Annotated in this window: 18 protein-coding genes; 15 read left to right on the forward strand and 3 right to left on the reverse strand. The window is 68.7% G+C overall.

The genetic code is table 11. The annotated features are described in order from the left end of the window. The first annotated feature begins 28 nt into the window (after positions 1–28). The 8 genes from GQ464_RS07760 (at position 29) to GQ464_RS07795 (ending at position 8,696) form a co-directional block, all read left to right on the forward strand. Entirely contained in the window at positions 29–415 is a 387-nt protein-coding gene (locus tag GQ464_RS07760; RefSeq protein WP_166979626.1) for a DUF8058 family membrane protein, read from the forward strand. After that, positions 412–807, forward strand: coding sequence for a hypothetical protein (locus tag GQ464_RS07765; RefSeq protein WP_166979624.1), 396 nt, complete (start codon positions 412–414; stop codon positions 805–807). Before GQ464_RS07760 ends, GQ464_RS07765 begins: the two co-directional genes overlap by 4 nt. Positions 808–892: 85 nt before the next feature. Beyond that, positions 893–1,321, forward strand: a complete 429-nt coding sequence (locus GQ464_RS07770) for a hypothetical protein (protein WP_166979622.1) — start codon at positions 893–895, stop codon at positions 1,319–1,321. A 19-nt stretch (positions 1,322–1,340) separates the two neighbouring features. Continuing rightward, on the forward strand, positions 1,341–2,873 hold the full coding sequence (locus GQ464_RS07775; protein WP_166979620.1) for a metallophosphoesterase: 1,533 nt from the start codon (positions 1,341–1,343) through the stop codon (positions 2,871–2,873). 237 nt (positions 2,874–3,110) lie between these two features. Next, the gene (locus GQ464_RS07780) at positions 3,111–4,706 is read left to right on the forward strand and encodes a DUF1800 domain-containing protein (protein WP_166979618.1); all 1,596 of its coding nucleotides are present in this window, start codon (positions 3,111–3,113) and stop codon (positions 4,704–4,706) included. A gap of 17 nt (positions 4,707–4,723) precedes the next feature. Then, a complete protein-coding gene (locus GQ464_RS07785) occupies positions 4,724–6,358 on the forward strand; it encodes a DUF1501 domain-containing protein (RefSeq protein ID WP_166979616.1) in 1,635 nt (544 codons plus the stop codon). A gap of 192 nt (positions 6,359–6,550) precedes the next feature. Beyond that, positions 6,551–7,621 carry a WG repeat-containing protein gene (locus tag GQ464_RS07790; protein WP_166979614.1) on the forward strand — a complete coding sequence of 357 codons (1,071 nt, stop codon included), beginning with the start codon at positions 6,551–6,553 and terminating at the stop codon, positions 7,619–7,621. Between the two features lie 49 nt (positions 7,622–7,670). Then, positions 7,671–8,696 carry a WG repeat-containing protein gene (locus GQ464_RS07795; protein ID WP_166979612.1) on the forward strand — a complete coding sequence of 342 codons (1,026 nt, stop codon included), beginning with the start codon at positions 7,671–7,673 and terminating at the stop codon, positions 8,694–8,696. Between the two features lie 168 nt (positions 8,697–8,864). On the opposite strand, the gene GQ464_RS07800 is transcribed toward GQ464_RS07795, so the two are convergent. After that, positions 8,865–9,632, reverse strand: coding sequence for a TrmH family RNA methyltransferase (locus GQ464_RS07800; RefSeq protein ID WP_228350708.1), 768 nt, complete (start codon positions 9,630–9,632; stop codon positions 8,865–8,867). A 178-nt stretch (positions 9,633–9,810) separates the two neighbouring features. On the opposite strand from GQ464_RS07800, the gene GQ464_RS07805 reads away from it, so the two are divergent. The 4 genes from GQ464_RS07805 (at position 9,811) to GQ464_RS07820 (ending at position 13,281) form a co-directional block, all read left to right on the forward strand. Further along, positions 9,811–10,656 carry a hypothetical protein gene (locus tag GQ464_RS07805; RefSeq protein WP_166979610.1) on the forward strand — a complete coding sequence of 282 codons (846 nt, stop codon included), beginning with the start codon at positions 9,811–9,813 and terminating at the stop codon, positions 10,654–10,656. A gap of 105 nt (positions 10,657–10,761) precedes the next feature. Next, complete coding sequence (locus tag GQ464_RS07810) at positions 10,762–11,481, forward strand: SDR family oxidoreductase (protein ID WP_166979608.1); 720 nt, start codon at positions 10,762–10,764, stop codon at positions 11,479–11,481. Between the two features lie 86 nt (positions 11,482–11,567). Then, complete coding sequence (locus GQ464_RS07815) at positions 11,568–12,686, forward strand: TRAP transporter substrate-binding protein (protein WP_166979606.1); 1,119 nt, start codon at positions 11,568–11,570, stop codon at positions 12,684–12,686. A gap of 1 nt (position 12,687) precedes the next feature. Beyond that, complete coding sequence (locus GQ464_RS07820) at positions 12,688–13,281, forward strand: LOG family protein (RefSeq protein WP_166979604.1); 594 nt, start codon at positions 12,688–12,690, stop codon at positions 13,279–13,281. Here the strand turns inward: GQ464_RS07820 and GQ464_RS07825 are convergent. Together GQ464_RS07825 and GQ464_RS07830 are read right to left on the reverse strand one after the other, a co-directional pair. Then, positions 13,262–14,572 carry a trans-sulfuration enzyme family protein gene (locus GQ464_RS07825; protein ID WP_166979602.1) on the reverse strand — a complete coding sequence of 437 codons (1,311 nt, stop codon included), beginning with the start codon at positions 14,570–14,572 and terminating at the stop codon, positions 13,262–13,264. The two genes, GQ464_RS07820 and GQ464_RS07825, sit on opposite strands and share 20 nt — an antisense overlap. 55 nt (positions 14,573–14,627) lie before the next feature. Further along, positions 14,628–15,104 carry an Lrp/AsnC family transcriptional regulator gene (locus GQ464_RS07830; protein WP_166979600.1) on the reverse strand — a complete coding sequence of 159 codons (477 nt, stop codon included), beginning with the start codon at positions 15,102–15,104 and terminating at the stop codon, positions 14,628–14,630. A gap of 156 nt (positions 15,105–15,260) precedes the next feature. On the opposite strand from GQ464_RS07830, the gene GQ464_RS07835 reads away from it, so the two are divergent. The 3 genes from GQ464_RS07835 (at position 15,261) to GQ464_RS07845 (ending at position 18,610) form a co-directional block, all read left to right on the forward strand. Continuing rightward, positions 15,261–15,806, forward strand: coding sequence for a DinB family protein (locus GQ464_RS07835; RefSeq protein ID WP_166979598.1), 546 nt, complete (start codon positions 15,261–15,263; stop codon positions 15,804–15,806). Positions 15,807–15,816: 10 nt separating this feature from the next. Then, positions 15,817–16,455, forward strand: a complete 639-nt coding sequence (locus GQ464_RS07840; RefSeq protein WP_166979596.1) for an alpha/beta hydrolase — start codon at positions 15,817–15,819, stop codon at positions 16,453–16,455. A 133-nt stretch (positions 16,456–16,588) separates the two neighbouring features. Further along, positions 16,589–18,610, forward strand: a complete 2,022-nt coding sequence (locus tag GQ464_RS07845; RefSeq protein ID WP_166979594.1) for a TonB-dependent receptor — start codon at positions 16,589–16,591, stop codon at positions 18,608–18,610. Positions 18,611–18,794: the final 184 nt, after the last annotated feature.

The following is an 18,794-nucleotide window of genomic DNA, read 5'->3' on the forward strand; positions in this document are numbered from 1 at the left end:
TCTCCCCTCACCTGCCTTCCTCAAAACGATGAGCAAACGACTACGCATCGCCGTCTACGTGCTGTGGGGCCTGCTGGGCCTGCTGGCGCTCGGCTGGATTTACGGTGTCGCCACGGGCTGGGACGAGATCGTCTCGCGGCCGGTGCGGCTGGCCTACATCATCTGCGACGCCGGGCTGGTCATTCCGCTGGGGGTGGTGGCAGGACTGGGGCTGCGCCGCGGCAGAACCTGGGCACCGGCCCTCTTCGCGCTGGCGCTGGGCGCCCTGCTGTTCGACGTGGCGCACGGCGTGTTCTACCTGATCTGGGACAACTATTTCGGCATCCCGCTGTGGCTCGGCTTCGTGCTGCTGGCCGTGCTCGCCGGGTATGTGGTCTTCGCGCTCAAGGCGCTGTGGACGGAGCCGGCCCCATGACGACGCCGGCCCGGACCCCACGCTGGCCGGACCGGGTGGCGCTGGCCCTCGCCGCCGTGACGATCCTCAGCGGCGCCGGGCAGATCGTCGCGGCCCGCCCGGTGCTGTCGATGCTGGCCGTGGAGCCCACCACGGCCACCGTCTACCTGTTCGTGACGGTGAGCCTGCTGACGCTCCTCTTCGGCGGAGCGCTGCTGCATGCCGTCCTCGCCCGGCGCCCACAGCCGGTGGCCGTCCTGTGGACGGGCCTGCAAAAGGTGTGCGGAGCCGCCCTCGGCGGCGCGGCCCTCACCCAGGGCCTGCTCGCCGGTGCGGCCTGGGCTGCCGTCGCCTTCGACGGCGTCGCCGGGCTGTTCGTCCTCTGGTACTGGACGCGCGTCCGGAAACGCTGACCGGTTCCGGCTCACAGGCACAGCGACCTGAAACCCGAAGCACGGAACGTGGAACCCATCCCGCCATTTTCCAACCTCTGCCCCCATGCTGACAGGCAATCGAACGGTTCTCAACGTCCTGCTCTACGGCTTCGTCGTGCTCGACCTGGTCTATGCGGTGACGTGTTTCTTCTTTCCGGAGGTGTGGTTCCAGACGCTTCACGGGGCGGACTACGTGGACCCGCAGGGACTGCTTCGCCGGACGGGTGCCCTCTGGGCGGCGTTTGCCCTCTTCCAGCTCGTGGCGGCCCTGCGCTGGTCGTCGGCGCCGTACTGGCTGGCCGTCGTGGCCGGGATGCGCCTGAGCGAGCTCTTCGCCGACTGGACGTACCTCTATTTCGCCGGCAGCGTCACCGGCCTCGGGCGGCTGGGCCTGCTCCTCTCGACGCCCTTCAACCTGCTCGTCTGCCTCTACCTGCTCGGCAGCTACCTGAAGCTCCGCCCACCGGCCGCCGGTACCCCGAACCCGCCCTGAAACGAACCCCTCCCGGGCCATGACCCTGCCCCTCTCCGATCCGAAAATCGCCGACCTCCTGCTGCACTGCGAGGCGCGCGGACCGGCGCCGGCCTATGACGAAGCCGGCACCGTGGCCCGCTCGCTCGAAGGCGGGGACCTCGTCGTCGTGAGCGACCTGCACCTGGCCGAGGGCCTCGAACACGACGGGCGCTACCCCGGCACGGAAAACTTCTTCGCCGACGATGCCTTCCACCGCTTCCTCGAAGACACCCGCACCCGCCTCCGGCACACCCCGGCGTGGCTCGTCCTCAACGGCGACGTGGTCGACTTCATGCGCATCACCGTCATCCCGCACACCGACGACGACTTCGGCCGGTGGGCAGAACGCCTCCGGCAGATCGGGCTCGACTACGACACGGACACGCTCCGCGCCGCCCTCATCAGGAAAGAGCGTACCTTCGGGCTTCGGACGAACGACTTCAAGTCCGTCTGGAAACTGGACCTGTCGCTGCGCGGGCACCCGCTGTTTCTGGCGGCCCTGGCCGAATGGATGCTGGCCGGGCACCGCCTCGTGATCGTGCGCGGCAACCACGACCTGGAGTGGTACTGGCTTGCCGTGCGCAACCTGCTGCGCCTGGCCCTGGCCGAACACCTCGCCGCGCGGACGGGCACCGACCTCGAAACCGTCCTGCGCACCACCGTCCTGCCACACCTCCACTTCATCCATGACCGGCTCCTCTTCGACCGCGAGATGCTCATCGAGCACGGGCACGTCTTCGACCGCTTCACCGCCGTCGTCGGCGGGCCCGTCATCGGCGACGGTACCGAGTTGAACATCCCCTTCGGCTCGTTCTTCAACCGCTACCTCATCAACCGCATCGAGCTGGACTACCCCTACATCGACAACGTGCGGCCGCGCGAGCAGCTGCTGCCGCTGCTCGTGCGCGAACGCTTCCCGCTGGCGCTGAAGCTGCTCTTCTTCCACATCCCGTTCGCCCTGCGCGTCATCCCGAAGAAGTACTACCGGTACGTCTTCGGGCGGGCGCTGGTGATGCTGCTGGCCGTCGGGGTGCCGCTCGGGCTGATGGGGTGGCACCTGTGGCAGGTGCTGTCTCCCGCCGCCGAGCCGGTGCAGGCCGCCCTGGCCACCGACAGCTTCATCCTCCGCCGGGTCACCGGGGCGTTGCAGACGCTGCTCTGGCCCATCCTCTCGTACTTCCTCGCACGCATCGTCGCCTACCTGCAACTCGAAGAACCGCCGAGCCTGAACGCGTTCGCCCGCGAGCGCTTCGATACGTTGCCGGACTGCCGCCTCATCACCTTCGGCCACACCCACAACCCGGACCAGTTCGAGCACGCGGGGCGATGGTTCTACAACACCGGTACATGGGTGCCCGTCATCGAACAGTCGAGCGCCGAGGTCCGCTTCGACCGCACCTTCACGTTCCTGCATCTCCAGCATGCACACGGCCGGCTCCAGCCCGGCCGGCTCCAGCGATGGGACGACGCCGCCGGCCGCCCCGCTCCCATGATCATCGTCAAAAAGAAGGGGGAGCACGAGGAGGGTTGACGCCCCGGAACCCGGCCCCGCGCCCCAGGGGAGCGGAAAAAAACCGGCACCTCGCTTTTAAGTTGGTCCCCTCCCTGAACCGATCCCTGTGACAGGGAGAAGCCCACGACGCAGGCCCACATCGTCAAGATAATGACATCTTTTCTTGACGAAATCGGCGGACATGGCAGCCGTGCCGGTTCGACCTTGGTGGGAGGGATTGGGCCGAAGGCACGAGGACCAACGCAGAGAGGAACGATGCACCGGCGAAGCTTTCTTCGCATCCCCGACCGGCCCGTCTCCGCCAACCCGCGCCGCAGGGCCGGCCTGGAGCCCTACGCCGGTCCCTGGACGCGTCGCCAGGCCCGTCACCTGGTCCGCCGAACCGGTTTCGGCGCCATCAAACGCGAGGTCGACGGCGTCCTGGCCGACGGTAATGCCGCCACCGCCGTGGACCGGCTCGTGGCTGCCGCCCAGGCCGATCCCCTGCCCGAAGCACCGGCCTGGTACGGCCGTTCGAACACCTCCGGCATCAGCGAGATCTATGAGCTCCAGCGGGCGTGGTTCGAGGCCATGCGCACGAAAGGGCTCATCGAAAAGATGACCCTGTTCTGGCACAACCACTTCGTCACCCAGTACACGGGCATCCGCTCCAAGACCTCCCTCTCGGCGGCCCATCTCGTCTACGACTACTACACCCTGCTGCGCCGGCATGCGCTGGGCAACTTCCGCACGCTCGTCCGGAAGATCGGGCTGAACCCGGCCATGCTCGTCTACCTGGACGGGTTCGTCAACGAGCGGGGCAAGGCCAACGAGAACTACGCCCGGGAGCTGCTGGAACTGTTCACCATGGGACAGACCGGCCCGGACGGGTCGCTCAACTACACCGAGACCGACATCAAGGAAATCGCGCGGGCGCTGACCGGCTGGGTCGTCACCGGCGACCGCAGGGCGTCCTTCGACCCGGCCCGGCACGACGGCGGCCTCAAGCAGGTCTGGGGCGAGACCGGCGCCTTCGACTATGACGACGTCGTTGACCTCCTCTTCGAGAAACGCGCCCGGCAGACGGCCCACTACGTCTGCCGCAAGCTCTACACCTACTTCGTGCAGGCGGTGCCGGACGAGGCCATCGTGGCCGGACTGGCGGAGACGTTCCTGGCACACGACTTCGAGATCGCCCCGGTAGTGAAGCAACTGCTCAAGAGCGCGCATTTCTACGAGGACGCCTTCATCGGGGCCCGCATCAAGAGCCCCGTCGAGTTCGTCATCGGCCTGTTGCGGGAAACCGAGGTGGTGCCCACGCAGGCCCTGCTCGAGAACGTCCGGGAGGTGCTGGCGCCGCTGTCGCTGGGCCAGGAGCTGTTCAACCCGCCCAACGTGGCGGGGTGGCCCGGGCTCAACCCGCCCGACGCCGGCGGCCTGCCGGGGCATTACGCCTGGCTCACCAACACCACCCTGCCCGAGCGATGGGCCTTCGCCGCCGACCTGATCTACGGCAACCTCGGGGCAGCCTACGACCCCGTCGAGCTGGCGATGAAGCTCTCGGATCCGTCCGATCCCTTCGCCCTGGCCGTGGACCTGGCCGAGACGATGATCCCCGTACCGCTGGAGCAGACCGGCATCCGCGAGGTGAGCGAGGACTTCGCCGGGATGGAGGCCCACCCGCTCCCACCGGAGGCGCAGCAGGCCCCGGCCTACGTCCTCAACCTGACCAAGCTGCTCCTGGACGGCCTGCCCCACTACGGCTGGCCCGTCCTCACCGATCCCGGGGCGCCGCAGGCCACCGACGCCCGGACGCTGCTACGGGCCTACCTGGCCTACCTCGTCCAGCTCCCTGCCTACCAGCTTACCTGACGGAACCCGTTTCGCCCATGCACGACGCCTGCTTCCATCACACCGACCGGCCGCGCCACGGTGCCTGCCTGGAGCACGGCCCGGCCCACCGGGAGGACCACGCCCGCTGGACCCGCCGGGACTTCCTCGTGCGGATGGGCCTGGCCTCCGCCGGGGTGGCCTTCTCGGTCGCCGGGCGGCCCGCCCACGCCTTCGGGCGCATGCCCCTGCTCGACCTCCTCCGCCGCCAGGAAACCGACCGCATCCTCGTGCTCATCCAGCTCAGCGGTGGCAACGACGGCCTCAACACCGTCATCCCCGTCAACAACGACGTCTATTACCAGCAGCGGCCCACCATCGCCATCCCGAAGAGCCAGGCCCTTCGCCTCGACGACGAGTCCGGCCTGCACCCGGCCATGCAGGCGCTGCAACCCCTGTGGGACGACGGGCGCATGGCCGTCGTGCACAACACCGGTTACGCGAACCAGACCCGCTCCCACTTCGAGGGCACCGTCAACTGGGCCACGGCCCGAGACCAGGGGGACAGCGAGAGCACCGGATGGCTCGGCCGTTACCTCACCGAGACCTTCTTCGAAGACGGGTTCACGCCGCTGGAATACCCGCTGGCGGTGCGCATCGGCGGGCCGGCCACCCTCTTCCAGAGCCCCTTCGGCGGGCTGAGCGTCACCTTCGGCGACGCCGCCCAGTTCCAGCGCTTCCTCGAACAGGGCGGCTTCTACGACACGGCCGGCGTGCCGGCCACGGCCTACGGCACCGCCCTGGCCTTCGTGCGCGACGTCACGAACGCCTCCTTCCGCTACGTGGCCGCCGTGCAGGACGCCGCCGCCGCCGGGTCCAACCTGGCCGGCTACCCCAACGCCGGCCTCGCCGCCAACCTGGCCGTGGTGGCACGCATGCTGCGCGGGGGCCTGCCCACGCCGCTCTACACCGTCTCCCTCGGCGGCTTCGACACCCACTCCGGGCAGGGAGGAACCACCGGCCCGCATGCCGCCCGCCTGGGCGACCTGGCCGGCGCCGTGGCCGCCTTCTTCGAAGACCTGGCCGCCGACGGACTCGACCGCCGCGTCGTCGTGATGACCTTCTCCGAGTTCGGGCGAACCCTGCGGGAGAACGGCTCCGGCGGCACCGACCACGGCGCCGGTGCCCCCATGCTCCTCTTCGGCCGAGGCCTCGACGGCGGCCTCTACGGCACCCCCTCCGACCTGCAGGACCTCTACGGGGGCGACCCCCGCTTCACCACCGACTACCGCGCCGTCTACGCCACCCTCCTCGAAGACTGGTTCGGCCTTCCCCCCGCCGAGGTCGATGCCGTGCTCGGTCGCTCCTTCGACCGCCTCGCCTTCGTTGGGGACAAGACCGCCGTCGCCACGCCTCCCCCCGAAGCGCCCGCCGGCTTCACGCTCGAACCGAACTATCCGAACCCGTTCAGGCAGACCACCGAGATCGCGTTCTCGCTACGCACCGCCGGCCCGGTCCGGCTCCAGGTATTCGACGCACAGGGCCGCCACCTCCGCACCCTGGCGGCGGACGTCCGGCCCGCCGGCCGCCACCGCCTCACGTTCGACGCCGCCGGTCTGGCCTCCGGCACCTACCTCTATCGCCTCGAAACGCCGGACGGCACCCGCACCCGCCGGATGACCCTGATTCGCTAAAGACGGAGTGATCATGCCATCCAGACAAAAATAGCTCGCCGCCGAAGGGGGGCCGGGGGTGTCGGTAAGCACATCTCTCAACAGGCCCGATGCGGCACCTACCGCGCCTCCCTTCGGCGGCGAGCCTTTTGTCGCCACACCTGCCAGATTGGACGGAAGCCTTATCTCGTTTCAGCTTATCGACCTGCAACCATGATTCGTACCCGTTTGCCGTTCCGGATGAAGTCGCAGATCCCGCACCGCAGGTCGGGGTGGCTGCCGGCCGGCTGGATGATGGTCCTGCTCGCAACCCTGGCAGCCGGCTGTGACCTTTTCGAAGGGGACGACACCACGGCCCCGGCCGACCGCCGTTACCCCGTCCGCCTGGACGAAGCCTGGGGCTATATCAGCGCCACCGGGCGCATGGCCATCGTGCCCCGGTATGAAGCGGCCATGCCCTTTGCGGAAGGGCTGGGCGCCGTGCAGCTTGGCGGCCTCTGGGGCTACGTCGATGCCGCCGGCACGCTGAAGATCCCCCCGGTCTACCGCGTGGCGACCCCCTTCGCCGAAGGCCTGGCCGCCGTGCGCGGCGACGCCGGCTACGGCTTCATCGACCGGAACGGAGACGTCGTGATCGACCCCCAGTTCGAACTCGCCCGCCCCTTCGCCGAAGGCCGCGCCGCCGTGCGCCTCGGCGGCCTCTGGGGCTACGTCGATGCCGCCGGCACCCTGGTGATCGAGCCCCGCTTCAGCGACGCCCGCCCCTTCGCCGAAGGCCTGGCCGCCGTCGAGAGCACCGACGGCTGGATCTACATCGACCGAGACGGAGGCATCGCCATCGACCCGCCCTTCACCATCGAGGCGGCCGGCGACTTTGCCGGCGGCCTGGCCCCCTTCGCCACGAGCGACGGCTGGGGCTACCTCGACCGCCGGGGCAACCCGGTGATCGCCCCCCGCTTCGAAGCCGCCGGCCCGTTCGCCGAGGGCCTGGCCCCGGTGGCCCAGAACGGGCGATACGGCTACATCGACCGCACCGGCCGGCTGGTTGTGCCACCCCAGTTCCGGGACGCCCGGCCGTTCGCCGAGGGCCTGGCTGCCGTGCGCCTGAACAACCGCTGGACGTTCCTGAGCAAAACCAGCCTCCGGATCGCCATGGAACGTCACTTCATGCTGGCCGAGCCTTTCCGCGACGGCCTGGCCCGCGTTTTCACCGGACGCGAAGACGACCCGGAGATCGGCTACATCGACCGGCAGGGCGCGTACGTCTGGTATCCCACACGCTGAGACCCGCCTCCCCCTCAAAAGCGAATATCCGAAACGCACCGTTCGAGGCATGAAACGACTGGTACCCTATGGCCTGGCTCTCCTCCTGCTCCCGGCCGCGGCCGGCTGCGACTTTCTCAACGGCAAGGACGAATCCCTGACCGACGGGCTGTTCCCCGTCCTGCTCGACGGGGAATGGGGCTACATCGACGCGACGGGACGCATGGTCATCGAGCCTACGTTCCGCCAGGCCGAACCGTTCGCCGAAGACGTGGCCCTGGTGCGCACCTACAGCGGCTTCGGCTTCATCGACCGCGGAGGCACCTTCGTGATCGAGCCGCGCTTCGAAGAGGCCCGCAGCTTCTCCGACGGGCGGGCCGCCGTGCGCATGGACGGCCGCTGGGGCTACATCGACCACCGCGGGGCCTTCGTCATCAACCCGCAGTTCACCGCCGCCCATCCGTTCGCCGAAGGCCGGGCCTTCGTCCGTACCCTCGACTACGACTGGGCCTACATCGACCGGGACGGGCAGGTCGTCCGTCACGAGACCACGCCCGACCTGGACGAGGTCGAGACGCCCGGCTTTTCCAACGGCCTGGCCCTCGTCCGCGACGACGGCGCCTACGGCTACATCGACCGGTCCGGGCGGCTCGTCATCCCGCTGCAGTATGCCGCCGCCCACCCCTTCTCCGACGGGCGGGCCGCCGTCAAGATCAGCGATCGCTGGGGCTACATCGACACGAAACAGGGCACGGCCATCAGCCCGCAGTTCATCAGCGCCGCCGGCTTCGCCGACGACCGGGCCCCGGTGCGCAAGGACGGCAACCAGTGGGGGTACATCGACGCCCGCGGCACCCTCGTCATCCCCGCCCAGTTCGACGAGGCCCGCCCCTTCTCGGAGGGCCGGGCCGCCGTCATGGTCGACGACCGGTGGGGCTTCATCGACCCGGCGGGTAACTTCATCGTCGAGCCCCGGTTCGACGAGGTGTGGCCCTTCCGGGGCGGTGCCGCCCGCGTCCGCCTCGACACCGGCGAGCGCCGGAAATACGGCTATATCGACCGCCAGGGTAACTACCTCTGGTATCCGACGGACTGACCGGTACCGGAGCGCGGTGGTCCGCGACGAAGGGGACGCGACGGGGGGAACGACCGCCGCGCTCGCCGGGCCGGTCACGCTGAAGGGCCTGCAGGCGGTAGAGCTTCATGGCGTGCGGGTAGTCTCGATTGACGCCCGTACGTGCGTCCCCGCCCGGGGCTCCCTTTTTCACGGCCCCGGGTTGCCGGCCAGGGCCTGCCGCAGCAGCGCGCGGGCGTGGCGCACGGAGCGGGCATAGAACCGGGCACGGAGGCGAGCCCGTTCTTCCGCCGTGAGGTCGCCATGGTAGCCCTGCCGCGCCAGGCGATCGCGGTAGGCGTGGTAGAGGCTGACAGCGGCCGCCACCGAGATGTTGAAGCTCTCGACGAAGCCCGGCGTGGGGATGATGCACCGGCGGTCCGCCAGCGCCAGCAGTTCTTCCGAGACGCCGTCGCGCTCGTTGCCGAAGACGAGCGCCGTCCGCTGCGTGAAGTCGAAGGCGTCGATGGGCAGGGCGGTGTCGTCCAGGTGGGTGGCCACGACGGCGTAACCGGCGGCCTTCAGGTAGGCGACGGCGTCGGCGGGCGTGCGCCAGGTGTGCACGTCCAGCCACTTGTCGGCCCCCTGCGTGGTGCGCTTCGACGTCTTGAACCGCTCCGGCCCGGTAATGATGTGGAACGCCTGGTAGCCGAGGGCCTCGGCGCTGCGCATGACGGCGCTCACGTTGCCCGTATCCACGAGGCCCTCCACGACCGGCACCACCGTGTAGGTGCGCCCGTCGAGGACGGCCTCGATGCGGGCGGCCCGTTCATCGGTCAGATAGGGCCGCAGGATCGCCACCACCGCCTCGGGGGCGAGGCGCCGCCCGTCGATCACCAGCGGGTCCGTCCGCGGCAGGCCCTTTGCCAGCAACGCGGCCATCTCACGGGCCGCCTCCTGCTCCTGTCGTGTTGCCATTCGATCACGTTTTGCCGCTCTGTCGTCGTCGCGTCCAGTATATGCCCGGGCCGCCCTTGACACAAACCCTGCCAGGCCCGATCATGCCTTCGGCGCCCACGGTATCCTTGTCGTTCAGTGCTCGTCTCCGCCTGCGGCGCCTGTCGCCATTTTTCTCGCACGTCAACCCCTATGTGCCATGTTTTCCTGCTTGCTTCATCGCCGCCTCCTCGCGCTGTTGTCCCTTTGCCTGTTCGCGGGTGCCGCCCGCGCCCAGTCCGCCGATGACATCCTCCGGCAGATGGTCGAAGCCTACGAGGCCCGTATGGCCGGCATCGACGACTACACGGTCGTCACCGAACAGTTCACCACCTACTACAAAAAAGTCGAGCGCGACGGCCGGCGCTCCTACGACGCCTACACCGAGTTCAACGTCGAAGGCCTGCCCGCGATGGGTGCGCTGAACGAGGACGATCCCATGATGAACGACCCGCGCGTGTTCCTGGCGAACATGGCAGGCTACGGCGAACACGTGGGGCAGGCGGCGATCGACGGGCGCCCCGTGCATCACCTGCGCTTCGAGGAGTTCCCGCCGGATGCCCTGCACGCCGACCCCGCCACCACCCCCAAACGCCTCGACCTGTACGTGGATGCCGAACATCTGGTGCCGGTGAAGATGCACATGTGGATGGAACACCGGCAGGACGGAGCCCCGCGCGAGGTGGAAGCCGAAATGCGCTTCGAGGACTACCGGGAAACGAAAGGCCTGCTCCACCCCTTCCGCACGACCATGCGCCTCTCGGGCCTGCAGGCCGACATCTCCGAGAAAGAGCTGGCCGAGGCCCGGAAGGGCATGGCGGAACTGGAAAAACAGCTGGCCGGGATGCCCGAAGCCCAGGCCGACAGGATGCGGAAGATGCTCGAACCCCAGCTGAAAAAGCTCGAGGAGATCCTCGAAAGCGGCACCCTGACGATGACGTTCGTCGTCCGGGAGTTGAAGGTGAACACCGGCGTGCCCGGGCAACACTTCCAAAAACGGAACTGAGCGCGAACCATTGTCCGTCTCGGCCATACAGAGAGGCGTCTTTCCGGGCCACCGGCTTTCCGGGAAGGCGCCTTATCGTTTCGTTCAACCCTGTGCCTGAACCCTATGAACCTTCAAGACAAAGTGGCTGTCGTCACCGGTGCCAGCAGCGGGCTGGGCCGGGTTTTCTCGCAGATGCTCGTCGAACGGGGCGCCCGCGTCTTCGGGCTGGCCCGCCGGCAGGAACGCCTGGAGGCCGTGCGCGAGGCCCTGGGCGAGCGGTTTCACCCCGTCGTGTGCGACGTGACCGACGAGGCGGCCGTCGCCCGGGCCTTCGAGACGATCCGGCGCGAGGGCGGCCGCCTGGACGTGCTCATCAACAACGCCGGCCTGGGCAAGTTCGGCCCCGTCGACCGGCTCTCGGTCGAGGACTGGGACGTGCAGGTGGCCACGAACCTGCGCGGCGTCTTCCTCTGCACCCGCGCCGCCGTGCCGGTGATGAAGCAGCAGAACGCCGAGACCGGCTTCGGCGGGCATATCGTCAACATCGCCTCGATCGCCGGGCTGATCGGCAACCCGAACATCAGCGCCTATAACGCCACCAAGTTCGGCCTGCGGGGCTTCTCGGAGGCCCTCATGAAGGAATTGCGCGACGACGGCATCAAGGTCTCGTGCGTCTACCCCGGCTCCATCGCGACGGAGTTTTTCCAGACCTCGGGCAGCAATCCCGCCCCCAACGCCATGACGGCCGAGGACGTGGGCCGCACCGTGATGCACCTGCTCGAGACGCCGGACAATTACCTCATCTCGGAGGTCGTCATGCGGCCGTTGCGACCGCGCGGCTGACCGGAAGGCGGCGTGTTGCACCTCCAGCCGGCAGCCTGTATACTGCCGCCCCGGTACCTGCCCTCCTCAGAAAAAACCCTACCAGGATGAAACGGCGTGACTTTGTCCTCAAGGCCGCCGCCGGTGCCGCCGCGACGGGCCTGCTGGCCGGATGCGGCAACCGGACCGCCGGAGAAGGCGGGACGGCGGCGGTGCAAACCCGGCCCCGCGTGACGTGGCGGCTCGTCTCCAGCTTCCCCCGTTCGCTCGACACCATCTTCGGCGCCGCCGAAGTGCTGGCCGAGCGCGTGCGCGCCCTCACCGAAGACCGCTTCCGTATCCGCGTCTACCCGGCCGGCGAGATCGTCCCGTTCGACCAGGTGCTCGAATCGGTGCAGAAGGGTACGGTTCAGATGGGCCATGCCGCCAGCTACTACTTTATCGGCAAGAACCCCGCGCTGGCCTTCGACTGCACCGTCCCCTTCGGCCTGACGGCCCGCCAGTACAATGCCTGGCTCTACCACGGCGACGGGCTCTCCCTCACGCGCGCCCTCTTCGCCGACTTCAACGTGCTCAACTTCCCCGGTGGCAACACGGGCGTGCAGATGGGGGGCTGGTTCCGCCGCGAGATCAACAGCCTGCGCGACCTGCGGGGCCTGAAGATGCGCATCCCCGGCCTGGGCGGGCGGGTCATGGACCGGCTCGGCGTCACGGTGCAGGTGCTCGCCGGCGGCGACATCTACCCGGCCCTCGAACGCGGTGCCATCGACGCCACGGAATGGGTCGGCCCCTACGACGACGAAAAGCTCGGCTTCCACGAGGTCGCCCGCTACTACTACTATCCGGGCTGGTGGGAGCCCGGCCCGGCCCTGACCTTCTACGTCAACCGGCAGGCCTGGGAAGGCCTGCCCGGGGACTACCGCCACGCCCTCGAAGCCGCCGCCGCCGAGGCCAACGTGAACATGCTCGCCAGCTACGACGCCAAGAACCCGCCGGCGCTGCGCCGCCTCCTCGAACAGGGCGTCCAGCTCCGCCGCTTCCCCGACGACGTCATGCAGGCCGCCTACCGGGAGGCGGTCGACCTGATGGAGGAGCAGGCCGCCGCGGATGCGACCTACCGCAAGGTGTACGAATCGTACAAGGCCTGGCGGGCCGACGCCTACCGGTGGTTCGACACCGCCGAGCAGGCCTATGCCGCGTTCGCCTTTCGCCAGCCCTTCACCTGATATGCTGCACCACGTCGGCGTCTACTGCGCTTCGAGCAACCGCATCGATGCCCGCTATGTTGCCGTGGCCGAGGAGATGGGCCGCCTGCTGGCTGAACGCGGGCTTGAACTCGTCTACGGAGGCGGGCAGGTGGGCCTGATGGGGGCCGTCGCCCGGGCCGCCCACGCGCACGGCGGGCGCGTCTACGGCGTCATCCCCGAAGCCCTCAAAACCCGCGAAGGCGTCGCCTACGACGTGGCCGACGAGCTCGTCGTCACCGGCACGATGCAGGAGCGCAAGCGCCTCATCTTCACCCGCGCCGACGGCTTCGTCGTGCTCCCCGGCGGCTTCGGCACCCTCGAAGAGCTGATGGAGGTCCTCACCCTCCGCCAGCTCGGCTACCACGACAAGCCCATCGCGCTCGTCAACACGGACGACTTCTTTCGCCCGCTCCTCGACCTGTTCGAACACCTCTACCGGACCGGGTTCGCCCGCCCCGAATACCGGGTGCTCTACCACGTCGCACCGGACCCTGCCGGCGCGCTGGACCACCTGGCCGCCTACCGCCCGGCGACCCGGGCACGCGGGATGCCGGTCAGGAGGCCGCCCCGGTAGCCACCTGCGCCGCTTCGAGGGCTGCCTCCAGGTCGCGCACCAGGTCGTCGACGGCTTCGAGGCCCACCGACAGGCGGATGCCGCTCGGGCGAATGCCCATGGCGATCTGCTCCTCGAGCGGGATCGGCGCGTGCGTCATGCTGGAGGGATGTTCGACGAGCGTCCGCACGTTGCCCAGGCTGACGGCCAGCGTGACGGTGTAGGCATGGCGCGCCAGGTGGTTGATGAACCGGATGCCGGCCTCCTGCTGCCGCTCCGGCGTGGCGCCCCTGAGTTCGAAGAACACCATACTGCCCGGCGCAAAGTTGCCCTCGTAGTCGATCATCTGACGACGGGCCACCGCATACCCCGCGAACGACGGCAGCCCCGGATAGCTCACCGACGCCACGGCCGGGTGGTTGGCCAGGAAACGGACGAGCTCGCGGGCCGTGGCCTGCTGCTGCCGCATCCGCACGGCCAGGCTGGGCAGGCCGTAGACCAGGATGCTCCATGCGGCCCGGGGCGAGAGCACCCCGCCGAAGTCCTTCCGGTAGAGCAGGAGGCGATCACGGAAGGTGCGCGGGCCGATGACCACGCCCCCCATGTCCGTGCCGTAGCCGCTGATGCCCTTCGTCAGGCTGTGCACCACGAAGTCGGCCCCGTGCTCGAGCGGGCGCTGGCAGAACGGCGTGGCGAAGGTGTTGTCCACCACCACATAGACCCGTTCCTCCGGGGCACGGGCCGCATTGGCCGCCGCCACTTCGGCCACCACCGCCGCGATGTCCACGATCTCCAGCGTCGGATTGGCCGGCGTCTCCAGGTAGACCACCCGTGTGGCGGGGCGCAGGTGCTCGCGAAGCGCTTCCGGTGTCGTCAAATCAACCGGTGTGTGGGTGATCCCGAAGCGCGGCAGCCAGTTGTTCAGCAGCGAATGGGTACATCCATAGAGCGTGTGATGCGCCACCAGATGCTCACCGGCCCGGAGCAGCACCCCCAGCACGGCCGAGATGGCCCCCATGCCCGAGGCAAACGTGACGGCCATTTCACCGCCCTCGGCCATGGCCAGGTTTTCCTCGAGCAGGTCCTTGTTCGGCTCGCGGAGGCGGTCATAGATGTAGATCGGCTGCCCGCTTTCCTCCTCGTGCCCGTAGGTGCGAAAGCCCTGTGCCCCCCGCACCTGCGAGTCCAGGCGGAATGTCGTCGAGGTGGAGATGGGCGGCACGACGTGGTGGCTGTACTCCCAGGCCGCCGAATGCATCCGCCCGTGAATCAGGCGGGTGGTGGGTTGATAGTCGTCGCCTTGCCGGGTCATGACCTACCTTCGATCAACATACAAAAAAGCCGTGTGTAGACACCGGGCCATCCCCTCAGTCCGGCATCTGAACCGGGATCTTCGTCGCGTGCTTGACGGTCGAGAGCACGAACGAGGTGTGAATCTTTCCGATGTTGGGGATGGACGCCAGCTTGTGCAGGAGAAAGTCTTCATACTGCTGGATGTTCGGGGCCACCACCTTGAGCAGATAGTCACTCTCCCCGCTGATGTGGTAGCATTCGAGGACCTCGGGCAGGGTCTGTACCTGCTCGCGGAACGCCTGCACGAAGTCGGCCCCGTGCGCGTTCAGGGTCACCTGCACGAAGGCGATGGTGCCCTGATTCACCTTGGACGGATCGACCAGGGCGACGTAGCCGCGGATGACGCCGCGCTGCCTGAGCTTCTTGACCCGGTCGAGGGTGGTGGCCGGCGCCAGCCCGACCCGCCGCGCCAGCTCCACGTTGGTAATGCCCCCGTCTTCCTGGAGGATGTCCAGGATCTGACGGTCGATGTGATCCAGGGATTCCAGCATGCCTGAGCCCGTAAAACGCCCGTGTACCCGCCGGGAAAATACTGCTACCGTACCTTTTTACAAAGCCGCACCGGCCTGCATGCGCCCGGCCGTGCCCCTTGCCTTTCCGGCGCCCGTGCAGCATCTTGCGGGGACCCTGAAACAGACGCCGTCATCATGCTCGAGATCGACGTACACGAAGAATATCGCCGCCTCGGCACACTGTACGAGGCGTTTGATGCCGTGCTCGCCTGGCCGGACGCGCAACTCTTCCTCCGCCGCGAGGACGTTTCGGCCTGGTCGGTGGCGCAGCACCTTTATCACATCCTGCTGGCCAACAGCCGCATGCTCAAGGCCATCGAGGCGATCGTGGCGGGGCATCCCTCGGTCCAGGCCGGCGAGCCCAACCGGGCCGGCTGGTATGTCCTGCGCCGGGAAGACATGATGCGGGGCCGCGGGCAGGCACCGGCGGACGTGCACCCGCCGGCGGCGCCCACCCGCACCGATCTGGCGACCACGCGAGACCGAAGCCGGCACAAATACGAGGCGGCGGCCGCCCTGCTGCCGGATCTTCCCGGGCGGCCCGGCGGCCTTCCGCACCCGTTTCTGGGCACGCTGAGCGCCGCGCAGTGGCTCCGGCTCGCGCGCATCCACTCCGCCCATCACCTGGCGATCATCCACGACGTGGCCCGCCTGCCCCTCCCGCACGAACCCGCCGGTTGAACGCCTGGCCATGGCCGCGACACACGTTCTCACCGTCCCCCGCACGGCACGGTACGTCACGCTGGGCCCGCCGCAGGCCGGCGACGTGTGGTTCGTCCTCCACGGCTACGGCCAGCTCGCCGCCGACTTCATCGCGGCCTTCGCGCCGGTCGACGACGGCACGCGGCTGATCGTGGCGCCCGAGGGCCTCTCCCGCTTCTACGTCCGCCGGAACCCCGACCGGGTGGGTGCCTCGTGGATGACCCGCGAGGACCGCACGCACGAGATTGCCGATTACGTGCGCTACCTGGACGCCGTCTACGACGCCGTCTTTGCCGGACGCCCGCCCGGTACCGTGCACCTGCTCGGCTTCTCTCAGGGTGCGGCCACCGCCTCGCGCTGGTTCACGATGGGCCGCGCCCGCCTCGACCGGCTCATCCTCTGGGCCGGCCCCGCCGCCCACGATCTCGACCTGCACACCCTCCGCGCCCGGCTCGGCGAGGCCCCCCTCCTGCTCGTCGTGGGAACCCGGGACGAATACGTTGACGCCGAACGCCTGGCCTCCGAGGAAAATCGCCTGCGCAGCCACAACATTCCCTATCGCCTCCTGACCTTCGACGGTCCCCACCGAATCGACCGGACCACCCTGCTCCGCCTGGCAAGCGGTTGAGGGCCGGGCATCATTCTTGCCCCTCGGTTTCGGTTCTGATCTTTGCGCCCCTGCCGGGCGCACCCGTCCCCGCCTGTACAGGCTTCTCTACAGCGATCGTACACTCCCCACAACACCCGCTCCCCTGCGTGTCATGAGAAAGACCGCTGCGCCCATGATGCTCCTGCTGCTGGTGGTGGTTCCGCTCCATGCCCAGGACCCGCCCGAGGCCGACTCGCTGCTGCTGCGGTACGATCTGCAGGAAATCGTGGTACAGGGCGAGACGCCGGTCGAAGAACGCATCACGACGGTCCAGCGCCTTACGGTGGCCGACCTGGCCCCGCTGGAAGCCCTCTCCACGGACCAGCTCACCCGCTACCTGCCCTCGGCGCACGTGCAGACGAACTCGCGCGGCGAGACGCTGCTCTTCCTGCGCAATGCCGGCGAACGGCAGACCGCCATCTTCCTCGACGGGGCCCTGCTGAACATCCCCTGGGACAACCGCCTCGACCTGGGCCTGATCCCCGCCGGCCTCATCAGCCGGATGACGGTGACCAAGGGGGCCCCGGCCATCGAATACGGCACGAACGTCATCGGCGGCGCGGTAAACCTGGTCTCGCCGTCCTTCGAATACGAGGGGCGCCTTACCGAACTCGGCCTCTCCTACGGCACGGCCGACGCCGCCCGCGCCCATCTGGTCCACCGGGGGCGTGCCGGCGCCTTCAGCTACACGGCGGCGGCCGGCCACGCACGCCGGGACGGCCTGCCGCTCCCGAACGGAACCCGCCTGGCCTACAACCAGCCCGGCACCGGCCTGCGTACCAACACCGACCGCCGGATCACCAATGCCTTTGCGCGGGGCCTGTACACGTTCGGGGACGGCACCCGGCTGAGCCTGTCGGTCCTCCACATCGACGCCGAACAGGGCGTGGCGCCCGAAGGCCATCTCCCCCCCGAAGACGCCCGCCTCTGGCGCTACCCCCTCTGGCGCTACACCGTCGGCATCCTCAGCGGCGAGGGCTACCTCACGCCGCAGACCCACTGGAAAGCCACTGCCTGGACCGGCGACTTCAGCCAGCACATCAATGCCTACGGCTCCCTCGCCTTCGACCGGCCCCGGGAACGCCAGGAGGACGACGACCTCACCTTCGGCACGCGCCTGGCACTGGCGCAGGCCCTCGGCCCCGGCACAGTCCGCCTGGCCATCAACGGCTTCGTCTCCACCCACCGGCAACGGGACCTCGTACTGGGAGACGACGGGCGCCCCCTTCCCGGCGAAACGTTTCCGCGCCTGACCTACCGGCAGGAAACCTTCAGCCTCGGCCTCGCCTACGAATGGCCCGTGACCGATCGCCTCCAGACCACCGCCAGCGCCGGCTACGACGTCATGCGCATGCCCCGCACGGGCGACAAGCCGGCCTGGGATCCGTTCTCCGACTACAGCTTCTCCGCCGGGGCCCGCTACGACTTCGAAGGCGGCTTCTTCGCCCGCGGCGCCGTCGGCCGCAAAACCCGCTTCCCGACGATGCGCGAGCTCTTCGGGGAAGCCCTCAACCGCTTCCTCCTCAACCCCGACCTCCGGCCCGAGTCGGCCCTGCTGGCCGAAGTGGGCCTGGGCCTCGAACGGCCCGGCCTGCGCCTCGAGGTGATCCCGTTCCTGAACCGCACCTCGGACACCATCGACCGCATCAACGTAACGGTGGACGGGGAGCGCAAACGGCAGCGCATCAACCTGCGGGGCAGCCGCGTGCTGGGCGTCGAAATGACGGCACAGGCCCGCCTCCACCGCTACGTGCAGGGCACCGCCTCGCTGACGCTCACGGACGTAAAGCGCCTGAAGGACAACCCCGGCGAGTCCGAACGCCTGGCCGAGAAGCCGGACGCCGTGGGCACCGCCCTGCTCCGCTATGCCGGCCCGCAGGGCCTCTCCCTGCAGCTCGACGCCACCTACACCGGCCGCGCCTACTCGCTCGACGAAGACAACACGTTCGTCCCCCTGCCCCGCGCCCTCAGCCTCAACGCCCGCATCGGCTACCGCCTCGACGACGTGGTGCCCGGCTTCACCGCGGAACTCTTCGCCCGGGGCGACAACCTGACCGATGAACTGGTCGTGACCCAGCTCGGCCTCCCGGGGGCCGGGCGCATGATGCAGGCCGGCATCGAGATGAGTTTCTGATACCGGTCCTGCGAAAGGGCCCTGCATACTTCTTGAACCCGACCGTAGCGTCCGTGAACCGTGCACCGGGATTTCGGGGAGCGGCCATGAGCCCCCGTCCTGAAGGGACCTGTAGCCGCACCCTTCACAGGTGCGCCCGGCCACCGGGCCCGGGCTGAAGCCTGCACCGGCGCGGCTGATCCTG

The sequence above is a fragment of the Rhodocaloribacter litoris genome (assembly GCF_011682235.2).
Taxonomy (GTDB): Bacteria; Bacteroidota; Rhodothermia; order Rhodothermales; family ISCAR-4553; genus Rhodocaloribacter; species Rhodocaloribacter litoris.

Bases quoted from the DNA above. Each gene is read 5' to 3' on its own strand.
- GQ464_RS07760 (WP_166979626.1), top strand. From the start codon at position 29: ATGAGCAAACGACTACGCATCGCCGTCTACGTGCTGTGGGGCCTGCTG.
- GQ464_RS07765 (WP_166979624.1), top strand. From the start codon at position 412: ATGACGACGCCGGCCCGGACCCCACGCTGGCCGGACCGGGTGGCGCTG.
- GQ464_RS07770 (WP_166979622.1), top strand. From the start codon at position 893: ATGCTGACAGGCAATCGAACGGTTCTCAACGTCCTGCTCTACGGCTTC.
- GQ464_RS07775 (WP_166979620.1), top strand. From the start codon at position 1,341: ATGACCCTGCCCCTCTCCGATCCGAAAATCGCCGACCTCCTGCTGCAC.
- GQ464_RS07780 (WP_166979618.1), top strand. From the start codon at position 3,111: ATGCACCGGCGAAGCTTTCTTCGCATCCCCGACCGGCCCGTCTCCGCC.
- GQ464_RS07785 (WP_166979616.1), top strand. From the start codon at position 4,724: ATGCACGACGCCTGCTTCCATCACACCGACCGGCCGCGCCACGGTGCC.
- GQ464_RS07790 (WP_166979614.1), top strand. From the start codon at position 6,551: ATGATTCGTACCCGTTTGCCGTTCCGGATGAAGTCGCAGATCCCGCAC.
- GQ464_RS07795 (WP_166979612.1), top strand. From the start codon at position 7,671: ATGAAACGACTGGTACCCTATGGCCTGGCTCTCCTCCTGCTCCCGGCC.
- GQ464_RS07800 (WP_228350708.1), bottom strand. From the start codon at position 9,632: ATGGCAACACGACAGGAGCAGGAGGCGGCCCGTGAGATGGCCGCGTTG.
- GQ464_RS07805 (WP_166979610.1), top strand. From the start codon at position 9,811: ATGTTTTCCTGCTTGCTTCATCGCCGCCTCCTCGCGCTGTTGTCCCTT.
- GQ464_RS07810 (WP_166979608.1), top strand. From the start codon at position 10,762: ATGAACCTTCAAGACAAAGTGGCTGTCGTCACCGGTGCCAGCAGCGGG.
- GQ464_RS07815 (WP_166979606.1), top strand. From the start codon at position 11,568: ATGAAACGGCGTGACTTTGTCCTCAAGGCCGCCGCCGGTGCCGCCGCG.
- GQ464_RS07820 (WP_166979604.1), top strand. From the start codon at position 12,688: ATGCTGCACCACGTCGGCGTCTACTGCGCTTCGAGCAACCGCATCGAT.
- GQ464_RS07825 (WP_166979602.1), bottom strand. From the start codon at position 14,572: ATGACCCGGCAAGGCGACGACTATCAACCCACCACCCGCCTGATTCAC.
- GQ464_RS07830 (WP_166979600.1), bottom strand. From the start codon at position 15,104: ATGCTGGAATCCCTGGATCACATCGACCGTCAGATCCTGGACATCCTC.
- GQ464_RS07835 (WP_166979598.1), top strand. From the start codon at position 15,261: ATGCTCGAGATCGACGTACACGAAGAATATCGCCGCCTCGGCACACTG.
- GQ464_RS07840 (WP_166979596.1), top strand. From the start codon at position 15,817: ATGGCCGCGACACACGTTCTCACCGTCCCCCGCACGGCACGGTACGTC.
- GQ464_RS07845 (WP_166979594.1), top strand. From the start codon at position 16,589: ATGAGAAAGACCGCTGCGCCCATGATGCTCCTGCTGCTGGTGGTGGTT.